This is a genomic window from Sphingomonas lacunae (assembly GCF_012979535.1).
GTDB lineage: Bacteria > Pseudomonadota > Alphaproteobacteria > Sphingomonadales > Sphingomonadaceae > Sphingopyxis > Sphingopyxis lacunae.
Map to the genome: position 1 here is coordinate 2,949,284 of NZ_CP053015.1, position 10,478 is coordinate 2,959,761.

Here is a 10,478-nt window from a genome sequence, read left to right on the forward strand (position 1 = left end):
CCGACCCGGTTTCAAATCACGATGATAGAGAATTTCGGGTTGCTGGCTGGTGAACCGCTGCTTCAAAAGCCGGAAACACCATGCGACCGGCGCCATTCCCGGGCTCAGCAGTCCATTGCGCCGACCCCAAGCCGCTGCTAGTGGCGCTTTCAAGCGCGAGCGGGGGGCATGGCAACCGGTTCGACAAACATGTCATGCGAGGCCGATCGACCCGGCCCGAACAACAGGAAAGATGCTCAACTCATGGCCGACGACGCCCAGACTCCAGAAACAGTGACCCAGCCCAATGGTATGGACAATGGCCCTGCCATCGGGCTGATTTCGCAATATGTAAAGGATCTGTCGTTCGAGAACCCGAATTCGCCGGCCTGCTATCAGTGGCAGTCGCAGCCGCAGATCGATGTGCAGTTCAACATCGGTTCCAACCCTGTGGGCGATGGCGTCTATGAATCGGCGATAAAGGTGGACATCAGCGCGACCCACCCCGAGGGCCAGAGCTTTGTCGTGGACCTGACCTATGCTGGCCTTTTCGGCGTACGCAATGTACCCGAAGACCAGATTCAAGCCTTCATGCTCGCTGAAGCCCCGCGTATCCTGTTTCCCTTTGCCCGCCGCGTGATTGCGGACGCGGTACGCGATGGCGGCTTTATGCCGCTGCTGCTGGAACCGATCGATTTCCACGGTCTCTATGTCTCCCAGCAGGAACAGGCTCTCGCTGCCAGTGCCGAGCCAGCCGGCAACGCCTGACGCCTGCCTGTGCGGGTCGTCCCTCCCAGTTCCAAGCGTTGAGGAGCGGCCCGCATGAATCTGGTTCGCGCGGTTTCCACCATTGGCAGCCTGACCATGGTAAGCCGCGTACTGGGCATGGTGCGGGACATGCTGATGGCGCGCTATGTCGGTGCAGGCATGGCGTCCGACGCGTTCCTCATCGCCTGGCGTCTGCCCAATCTGTTCCGCGCACTGTTCGCTGAAGGGGCCATGGCGGCCGTCTTTGTGCCGATGTTCAACCGCCGCATGGCGGAGGGGGAAGCCGAAGAGGAAGGGGCCGGCCTGCGCGCGGCCAAGGACTTTGCCGGACAGGTGCTGTCGGTGCTGTTCCCGTTCCTCGTCTTTTTCACTGTCGTGATGATGCTGCTTGCCGGTCCCATCGTCTATGCGATGACCGGCGGATTTCCTGACGACGGCCCCGAAAAGTTCGATCTCGCCCGCCATCTGACGCTGATCACCTTCCCCTATCTTGGGCTGATCAGCCTCGTCTCCTTGCTGGGCGGCATATTGAATTCGTTGCACCGTTTCTGGGTCAATGCCGCCGCGCCGATCCTGCTCAATGTCAGCCTGATCATCGCGCTGCTCTTTTTCCGGGGGGAAACTCAGGCCGAGACAGCCGAAACACAGGCCATCGCCGTCACCGTCGCAGGCATGATCCAACTGCTTTGGCTGATCCTTGCTTGCCGCAAAGCCGGTGTCGTCCTGAAACTGTCCCGCCCTCGCCTCACTCCCCATGTGAAGACGATGCTGGTGCTGATCGTTCCCGCAGTGATTGGCCAGGGGGCGATCCAGATCAACCTCTTGGTCTCCACCACCCTCGCTGCCCGCTTCCTTAGTGAAGGGGCGATTTCGTGGATCTATTATGCCGACCGGCTCAACCAGCTGCCGCTCGGCATCATCGGCATCGGGGTCGGCACCGCCATATTGCCAATGCTGTCGCGCCAGATTGGCGGCGGCGATCTCAAGGCAGCGAACGACACACAGAATCGCGCCATCGAACTGGCGCTGTTCCTGGCCATGCCCGCCGCCGTGGCGCTGATCGTAGCGGGCGTGCCGATTGTACGCGGCCTGCTCGAACATGGCGCATTTGACAGCGGCGACACCAGCAGCACGGCAGCTGTGCTCGCGGCCTTTGCAAGCGGAGTCCCGGCCTATGTCCTGATCAAGGTGCTGACGCCCGGTTTCTATGCACGACAGGATACGAAAACCCCGGTGCGCCTGGCCCTGTGGTCAATGCTGGTCAACCTTGTCGGCAACCTGATCCTTATCTGGCCGCTTGGTCCCGTCGGCGTCGGCGTGGCCACCTCGCTTTCGGCCTGGGTCAATGTTGCGCTGCTCTACGGCATGTTGCACCGCCGCGACCTGCTCTCGCTCGACAGCCGGCTGCTGGGCAAGGTGTGGCGCATTCTCGCTGCCGCTGTCTCCATGGGTATCGCTTTGTGGTTCGGTGGCCACCTTGCTGATGGCTGGATGGCAGGGGACTGGTATCATCGCGCTATCGGCCTGATCCTGCTCTGTGGCGCCGGAGGCCTCGTATATGTGCTGGCATCTTTCGCCTTTGGTGCCTATCGCCTCAGCGAACTCAAATCCGTGCTGCAACGCCGCCGCGCCTGATCGGCCGGCGTCAGCCACAGGGAACAGATGACCATGCGCGTTGTTTCGGGCATCCAGCCCACCGGCAATCTCCACCTTGGCAATTATCTGGGCGCCATCGTCCAATGGGTGGCTATGCAGGATGCGCATCCGGGTGAGTGCCTGTTCTTCCTCGCCGACCTGCACGCCATCACCGTCCGCAATGATCCTGCGGTGCTGTCCTCAAACGTCCGGGAGCTGACGGCGGCGCTGATCGCCAGCGGCATTGATCCCGACCGGTCGATCCTGTTCAACCAGACCCGCGTGCCCCAGCACAGTGAGTTGGCCTGGTTGCTGATGTGCACGGCCCGCATCGGCTGGCTCAACCGCATGACCCAGTTCAAGGAAAAGTCGGGCAAGGACCGCGAGGGCGCCAGCATTGGCCTGTTCGGTTATCCGGTGCTCCAGGCCGCCGACGTGCTCCTCTATCAGGCGACGCATGTGCCGGTCGGGGAGGACCAGAAGCAACATCTGGAACTCGCGCGCGACATCGCCACCAAGTTCAACCTCGATACCGGTACCGAGACATTCACCCTGCCCGAACCAATGATCGGCACGATTGCTCCGCGCGTGATGAGCTTGCGCGACGGCAGCTCGAAAATGTCAAAGTCGGACCCTAGCGACATGAGCCGCATCAACCTGATGGATGATGACGACCTCATTGCGCAAAAGTTCCGGAAGGCGCGCACCGATGCCGAGCCCCTGCCCGGTGAGGCGGCCGGACTGGCCGACCGGCCTGAAGCCGCCAATCTGGTTGGCATCTATGCCGCCATGTCGGGCATCAGCCGGGATCAGGTATGCGCGGAGTTCGCCGGCAAAGGCTTTGGTGCGTTCAAACCGGCGCTCGCCGATCTGGCGGTCGCCAAATTGTCACCTATCCGCAGCCGCTTTGCCGAACTGATGCAGGATGTGCCAGCGATCGACCGGATACTTGAGGACGGCGCCGCCCGGGCCCGTGCCTTGGCCGCACCGACACTTGCGACGGCACAACAGGCTCTGGGCCTGCACGGTTGAGCCGGCGGAGGTGCAACGAGTCTGTTCAGTTGGTTCAACCGGGGTTCAGCCACATCAGCGCATCATTCGGCCAAAATCCGGCGCAGGTCGGCTTCACCCCCTTGTCACAAGGTGACGCCGCTGGTCCGCGCCGCCATAAAGGGACCACAGGAGCCAGATCCATGCGAGTCACATCCTTAGTCAAAACCGCAGTCGCCGCCCTGGCCTTGGGCGCCCTGTCAGCCTGCGCCACGCCCGGCTTTCGGGCCGATGTGTCGCGCTTCCAGCAAATGCCAGCGCCGCAGGGACAGACTTTTGCCGTGGTGTCCACGGCCGGAGAGGGGCAGGATGGTCTGGAATTCCAGCATTATGCCGCCATAGTCGCTTCAGAGCTGACCCGACTTGGCTATGTCCCCGCCGCTACAGCGGAGGCCGCCGAATTTCGCGTCAGCCTGCGCTATGGTGTCGACAATGGACGGGAACGTATCGTGCGCGATCCCGGTTTTCACGATCCCTTTTGGGGCCCTGGCTGGGGCTATTCAGGCTTTTACGGCCGACCGATGATCATCCGAACACCGCGCGGCTATGCTTGGGTGCCCGGATTTTACGATCCTTTCCTGTTCGGTCCGGGCTGGAGCCGCTTCAATGAACGCAGCTATACGGTTTATACCAGCCACCTCGATCTGATGATCAGGCGTAATGAGACCGGAGAGCCCCTGTTCGAGGGGCAGGCGCAGGCCGTTTCACGGGACAATGACCTGACACGGCTGGTACCGAACCTTACCGCTGCCCTGTTCACCGGATTTCCCGGCAACAACGGCGAAACGGTGCGCATCACCCTGCCCCCGCCACCGCGCCAGCGTTGAACCCTGCCAAAAACCGGTGCCAAAACCCGGTCATCCCCGGTCCAGCCGGGAGTTTATGCCCTTGGGAGAGGAGAGGGTCGGGCGGTAACCACCCGACTTTCATCATGCCGTCAGAGCGCGCCTGATCCGGCGGATGTCGGTGTCGAGGTCGGCGTCATCGACCCTTAGCGCCTCGATGGTGCGCACCGCATGGATAACCGTGGAATGGTCACGCCCACCAAAGCGCCGGCCAATTTCCGGGAAGCTGCGCGGAGTCAGTTCCTTGGCCAGATACATCGCCACCTGCCGTGGCCGTGCCACCGCCCGGGTACGGCGTTGGGATGCCATTTCGCTCTTGTCGATGCGATAATGGGCGCAGACCGCGCGCTGTATCTCCTCGATGGTGATCCGCGCGCGTGAACCGCGTGCGGTTTCCGCCAGACGTTCCTGCGCCATGGCAAGATCGATTGGCGTGTCGGTCAGCGCTGCATAGGCCAGCAACTTGTTGAGCGCCCCTTCCAGTTCACGGACGTTGCGCGGGAAACTGTGGGCGATCCAGTCGAGTACTGCTGTAGGCACCATCACGCCAAGGGCAGCCGCCTTGCGTTCCAAAATGGCCGCTCGCAGGTCCTGATCAGGCGGATCGATGTCCGCCACAAGACCACCGGCCAGTCGCGACAACAGGCGTTGATCAATGCCATCGAGCCGGTGCGGCAGCCGATCAGCCGCAACAACCAGCCGTCCGCCTGACGTCATGACGTCATCAAAAGTATGGAGCAATTCGATCTGGGTCGAATCCTTGCCGATAACGAATTGCAGATCGTCGATCAGCAACAGGTCAGCCGCACGAAGCCTGGCCTTGAACGCCATCATCTCGTTGGCACGCATGGCGCCAACAAATTCCATCATGAATTTCTCTGCCGACATCAGGATGATGCGGGCACCAGTGTCGCGAGCCAGGGTGGCGGAGGCTATCGAGTGCAACAGGTGCGTCTTGCCCTGCCCGGTCTCCGCCCGCAGATAGAGCGGATGAAACTGAGGCGCCTCAACAGCGGCCATACGGCGCGCCGCGTTGAGCGCCAATATATTGCTGCGCCCCTGTACAAAATTGTCAAAGGTCAACCGCGGATCAAGCTGGGGGGGCGCATGATCAGCAACCGATGCACTGCCATGCAGTGGCAGATTGCCACGCCGTTCAGCCACCGGCATCGCCGACACGACATTGGCAGGGCGCTGGTGGGCATTGACCGCCAGTGTGCGCAGCCCCGGCAGCACCTGCAACCAGGCGAGGCGCAAGCGGTCAGCAAAGCGCTTTTCAATCTGCTCGCCGATGAAGGCGCTGGGCGATGAGAGCGTCAAGAGGCCGCTGCTGGCATCAAAGCTGACCGGTTTCACATGCTTGAGCCAATGGTCAAAGGCACGTGCACCAATGTCACTGCGCAGTCCTGCGGCAACAGTGGTCCAAGCCGCTGCCAGCCGCTGGACATCGATGGAGCCCGCAACCATTGACCCGGAGCGGGCGGGCACGATGGCATCGGCATCAAGCCGGCTGATCGCCTCGCCACCCATCTCCTGCTCGTCCCCCTGCGTCATTGCTGCCTTGTCGTTCCCGAAATACCGTCCGTTTCCGGACAACGCCGCCCTTGTCCTGGCCTGTGTAAGGCCGGGCGTGGACGTTCTTGTTGTTTGGCGGCCCTGCACGGATCGCACCGGGCACATCGGTTCTAGGGATGGAATCGGCCGCGCCGCAAGAGCAGGGACCGTAAAAAAAATGAAATAAAGGCGTTGACTAGGAAAGCTGCGGCTTTGGTGGGAAATGGGCAGAAAATGGCCATTTTCCGTACCTGTGGCTTGCTCCATTTTGGCGAGGAGCGTGCGAATCGTGGACTAAGCTGGATTTGCCATCTGCCGCCATCGGGGCAACATCGTCATGGCAATGGGTGGTCGCACGGAACAAAACAAAACCGCCGACACACTGTGCCGGCGGTTTGTCACATAGGTTTTTTCCCGCAACCGATTCGAAGGCGAATCGGCGGTAGGGAGAACGCTTAACCCAGTGCGTTGAGAGCCTTGGTCAGACGCGAATATTTGCGGGCAGCAGTGTTCTTGTGGACCACGCCCTTGGCAACGCCGCGCGCCAGTTCAGGCTGCATCGCCGACAGAGCGGTGGCAGCGGTGTCCTTGTCACCAGCCGTCAGGGCCAGCTCCACCTTGCGAATCAGCGTACGGATACGCGAGACGCGGTTGCGGTTGATCAGCGTGCGGGCCTGGTTGCGACGGATGCGCTTGCGGGCCTGGGGCGTATTGGCCATGAAATCCTCAAATCTCGCGATGTCGAACGAAATAAGGACCGGATTCGCTTCCCCGGCCCTTCCAAGTGCTGGGCGCATAGCGGCAGCTTGGGCAAAGGTCAACGCTTCAGCGCTGGCATTTCCCGCAGAAAAAGGTGGAACGTCCGCCTTGCACCAGTCTTTTGACCGGGGCGTTGCATTGGCGACACGGCTCACCTTCGCGGCCATAGACGCGCCATTCATGGCTGAAATAGCCCAATTGCCCGTCAGGGTGGACAAAATCACGCAGCGACGACCCACCCGCTGCAATTGCCTGCACCAGCACCGCCTTGATCGCCTCGACCAGCGCGGCAATCCGCTTTGTCGGCACCTGTCCGGCGGCCTTCGTCGGTGAAATTCCGGCCATGAACAGCGCTTCGCAGACATAGATGTTGCCCAGACCGGCGACGATTCGCTGATCAAGCAACAGCGTTTTGACCGGCGCAGACCGCCCCTCAAATGCCGCTGCAAGCTGTCTGGCATTGAACGCATCAGACAAGGGTTCCGGTCCCAGCGCAGCAAAGGGGGCAAATCCGGTCTCGGCATCACCGCTGACCAGATCAACCGAACCGAACCGACGCGGGTCATTGAGCGCCAGCAGCCGACCGGTTCCGGTCTCGATGACCAGATGATCGTGCGTTTCCCCTTCGCTGATATCGGTGCGCCAGCGGCCTGACATGCCGAGGTGAAAAATCATCACATCGTCGCGATCAGTATGGATCAGGCCATATTTCGCGCGCCGCGACAGCCCGGTCACGGTCGCACCGGTCATCCGCTGGACCAGATCGACCGGAAAGGGTCGGCGCAGGTCTGCACGGTTGAGGGTCAGGCGCGCAATCCTCTGGCCTTCCAGCAGGGGCATCAATCCGCGAACGGTGGTTTCAACTTCGGGCAGTTCAGGCATAATATGATACCGCTAGCCGTCCGATGCCCGCGCGTGAAGCCTTGTTAGGCAGCGAACCCTTGGCTAGAGCCGCTGCAACTTCTCCCCCGCCCGCCCGGAGCGACTTGATGACCAGCAGCAGCGAAACCGTCTCCTTCGGCTATGAACAGGTCAGCCCCGAGGAAAAGACCCGGCGCGTTGGCAGTGTCTTCTCCAGTGTCGCCCGCAAATATGACATCATGAACGACGCCATGTCGGGCGGTATGCACCGCCTGTGGAAGGACAGGTTCGTCCGTCGTTTGAAACCGCGCCGGGGCGAACATATTCTCGACATGGCGGGCGGCACCGGTGACATCGCCTTCCGCATTGCAGAACGCGGCGCTCAAGTAACGGTGTCGGACATCAACCCCGATATGCTCGGTGTCGGGATGGAACGGGCCGAAAAGCGCGGCATCCACGGCCTTATCTGGTCCGAACAAAATGCCGAGACGCTGACCTTCGATGATGCAGCGTTCGACGGCTACACCATCGCCTTTGGTATCCGCAACGTCACCCGCATCGACAAGGCGTTGGCGGAGGCATTCCGCGTTCTCAAACCGGGTGGGCGTTTCTTCTGCCTAGAATTCTCGACCACCGAATGGCCGGGGTTCAAGGATGTGTACGACGCCTATTCGCACCACCTCGTCCCCCGAATCGGTCAAGCCATCGCCGGCGACGCCGACAGCTATCGCTACCTCATCGAATCGATCCGAAAGTTCCCTACCATGCCGGAATTCCGGGCGATGATCGAAACCGCCGGCTTCCGTCACACAAGGGTGGAACCGATCATGGGCGGCCTTGTCGCCATCCACAGCGGTTGGAAAGTCAGCTGAGCTCGGCATGACCCGCCCTGCCACCCACATATGGCGCCTGCTCAAATGGGGCCGCACGCTCGCTCGCCATGGCGCTTTGCGTGGCATCGAGGAGTCGCTAACCACACCCGCACCGGTCCGCCGCCTGGCGCGTATCGCTCGCTTCGGTGCCAGCCAGCCGCTGGTACCCGATTATGCCAGCGCATTCCGCGCCATTGGCCCGGCGGCGATCAAGCTGGGGCAGACGCTCGCCACCCGCCCTGATCTGGTGGGGGAGGAGGCGGCCAACAACCTCCTCTCGCTGCAGGACGCCCTGCCACCCGTTCCCTTCGCCGAGGTTCGCCCGCATATCGAGGCGGCTCTCGGCAAGCCGCTTGAAGAGCTTTACGCCAGCTTCAACGAAGACCCCATCGGCTCCGCCTCGGTGGCGCAAGTCTATCGTGCAACAACGCCTGACGGCCGCGATGTCGCGGTCAAGGTGCTGCGCCCCGGCGTCAAGGCCAAGTTCGCCCGCGATATCGACACGTATGAATGGGCTGCCGCCCACCTCGAAGCCTTTGGCGGAGAGGCCGCACGCCTCCGCCCGCGCCTTGTCATCGCCAATTTCAAACGCTGGACCAACAATGAGCTGGACCTGCGCCGCGAAGCGGCTTCCGCCTCCGAGTTGGCAGAGGCTGCCGAAGCGCTCACCGGCTATCATGTGCCGGCTATCGACTGGGACCGCACCTGTGGCAGCGTGATGACGCTCGAGTGGATTGACGGCATCAAGATCGCCGATCGCGACGCACTGGTCGCTGCTGGCCATGATGTCACCGAGCTGGCCAGCCGCCTGGTCAATGCCTTTCTCCGTCAGGCCATTTCCGACGGCTTCTTCCATGCCGACATGCATCAGGGCAACCTCCTCGTCCGCCCCGATGGCACCATCACCGCCATCGATTTCGGCATCATGGGCCGCATCAACCGCAAGGCCCGCACCTGGCTCGCCGAAATCCTCTATGGCCTGATCACCGGCAATTACCGCCGCGTCGCCGAAATCCATTTCGAGGCGCAATATGTGCCGGCGCACCATAATCTGGACGAGTTCGCCACCGCCCTGCGTGCCGTGGGCGAGCCAATGCGCGGCAAATCGGTCAAGGAACTGTCGGTCGGGCAGATGCTCGACGGGCTTTTCGCCATCACCCGCGATTTCGACATGCAGACCCAGCCGCACCTCTTGCTGCTGCAAAAAACGATGGTCATGGTCGAGGGTGTCGCCACCCGGCTCGATCCCGACATCAACATGTGGGACGTCTCCGGCCCCTATATCAGCAACTGGATCCGCGACGAACTGGGCCCGGAGGCGCAACTGGCCGACCGGCTCATAGAAGCCAGCCGCACCCTCGCGCGCCTGCCTGATCTCGTCCGCCGCATCGAAGATGCCTATCCGCCCAAGGGCGCCGCGCCACCACCGCCGCCGCTGCCCGACGTGCCGCTGATGTGGGAACGGCGCGGTCGCTCGACAGCTTGGGGCCATGCCCTCACCGCTCTCGCCGGTGCGGCGGCTGGCGCTGGTGGCCTGTGGTTGTGGCTGAGCCTGTGAGACTTGCCCCAGCCCCTGATTGCGCATAATCTATGCGCATAGGAGATGCGCCATGAACCGCCCCTTAAAACCCGCATCGCCAAAGCGGGCGACCAACGTCACATTGAGCCAGGACCTTGTCGAAGAAGCCAAGGCTCTCGGCATTAATCTCTCGCAGGCATGCGAAGCGGGCCTGGCAGAGCGGGTTGCCGATGCCAGAGCGGAACATTGGAAGCGTGAGAACAAGGAGGCGATCGCCTCTTGGAATCGTTATGTTCAGGAAAACGGCATGCCTTATGACGAGTTTCGTCAGGGCTGATGGCACAGTTTGACGTCTATGCAGGCGCGCGCGGTCGCGGCTACTTGCTGGATTGCCAAGCCAAGGTGATGAAAGATCTGGGATCGCGTGTCGTTATTCCTCTCTTGCCGATAAATGATGTAACGCTCATCCCCCGGTTACACCCGACCTTCACCGTCGAAGGTCGGGAACATGTGATGGCGACTCACCTCATATTCGCCATCCCGGCTGAACGACTGGGGCCCACCGTGCTTTCCTTGGAACAGCATCGCTTCGACATTCTCAACGCAATCGACATGCTGTTTTCGGGTTTCTGACAT

At 61.8% G+C, this 10,478-nt stretch carries 11 protein-coding genes; 8 read left to right on the forward strand and 3 right to left on the reverse strand.

All coding sequences use genetic code 11. The annotated features are described in order from the left end of the window. The first annotated feature begins 243 nt into the window (after positions 1-243). The 4 genes from secB to GV829_RS14110 all read left to right on the forward strand — a co-directional run bounded on the left by secB (position 244) and on the right by GV829_RS14110 (position 4,259). Positions 244-747 carry a protein-export chaperone SecB gene (gene secB / locus GV829_RS14095; RefSeq protein WP_169947669.1) on the forward strand — a complete coding sequence of 168 codons (504 nt, stop codon included), beginning with the start codon at positions 244-246 and terminating at the stop codon, positions 745-747. Positions 748-801: 54 nt separating this feature from the next. Further along, on the forward strand, positions 802-2,382 hold the full coding sequence (gene murJ, locus GV829_RS14100) for a murein biosynthesis integral membrane protein MurJ (RefSeq protein ID WP_169947671.1): 1,581 nt from the start codon (positions 802-804) through the stop codon (positions 2,380-2,382). A 33-nt stretch (positions 2,383-2,415) separates the two neighbouring features. Beyond that, a complete protein-coding gene (gene trpS, locus GV829_RS14105; RefSeq protein ID WP_169948436.1) occupies positions 2,416-3,414 on the forward strand; it encodes a tryptophan--tRNA ligase in 999 nt (332 codons plus the stop codon). Positions 3,415-3,575: 161 nt separating this feature from the next. Then, on the forward strand, positions 3,576-4,259 hold the full coding sequence (locus tag GV829_RS14110) for a DUF4136 domain-containing protein (RefSeq protein WP_169947673.1): 684 nt from the start codon (positions 3,576-3,578) through the stop codon (positions 4,257-4,259). Positions 4,260-4,361: 102 nt separating this feature from the next. Here GV829_RS14110 and dnaA read toward each other — a convergent pair whose 3' ends face one another. The 3 genes from dnaA to mutM all read right to left on the reverse strand — a co-directional run bounded on the left by dnaA (position 4,362) and on the right by mutM (position 7,472). Further along, positions 4,362-5,831 (reverse strand): chromosomal replication initiator protein DnaA, encoded by a 1,470-nt coding sequence (dnaA, locus tag GV829_RS14115; RefSeq protein ID WP_425505423.1) that lies wholly within the window; start codon positions 5,829-5,831, stop codon positions 4,362-4,364. Between the two features lie 455 nt (positions 5,832-6,286). Continuing rightward, a complete protein-coding gene (gene rpsT, locus GV829_RS14120) occupies positions 6,287-6,550 on the reverse strand; it encodes a 30S ribosomal protein S20 (protein ID WP_169947675.1) in 264 nt (87 codons plus the stop codon). A 106-nt stretch (positions 6,551-6,656) separates the two neighbouring features. After that, positions 6,657-7,472 (reverse strand): bifunctional DNA-formamidopyrimidine glycosylase/DNA-(apurinic or apyrimidinic site) lyase, encoded by an 816-nt coding sequence (gene mutM, locus GV829_RS14125; protein ID WP_169947677.1) that lies wholly within the window; start codon positions 7,470-7,472, stop codon positions 6,657-6,659. A 107-nt stretch (positions 7,473-7,579) separates the two neighbouring features. Between mutM and GV829_RS14130 the strand changes: the two genes are divergently transcribed. From GV829_RS14130 to GV829_RS14145, 4 genes are read left to right on the forward strand one after another with little or no spacing between them, the layout of a single operon-like run. Next, positions 7,580-8,323, forward strand: a complete 744-nt coding sequence (locus GV829_RS14130) for a class I SAM-dependent methyltransferase (protein WP_169947679.1) — start codon at positions 7,580-7,582, stop codon at positions 8,321-8,323. Positions 8,324-8,330: 7 nt separating this feature from the next. Then, positions 8,331-9,881 carry a 2-polyprenylphenol 6-hydroxylase gene (gene ubiB / locus GV829_RS14135; RefSeq protein WP_169947681.1) on the forward strand — a complete coding sequence of 517 codons (1,551 nt, stop codon included), beginning with the start codon at positions 8,331-8,333 and terminating at the stop codon, positions 9,879-9,881. 52 nt (positions 9,882-9,933) lie between these two features. Further along, a complete protein-coding gene (locus tag GV829_RS14140; RefSeq protein ID WP_169947683.1) occupies positions 9,934-10,179 on the forward strand; it encodes a type II toxin-antitoxin system CcdA family antitoxin in 246 nt (81 codons plus the stop codon). Next, complete coding sequence (locus tag GV829_RS14145; protein ID WP_169947685.1) at positions 10,179-10,475, forward strand: CcdB family protein; 297 nt, start codon at positions 10,179-10,181, stop codon at positions 10,473-10,475. The genes GV829_RS14140 and GV829_RS14145 overlap by 1 nt, the downstream gene beginning before the upstream one ends. The last annotated feature ends 3 nt before the right edge of the window (positions 10,476-10,478 follow it).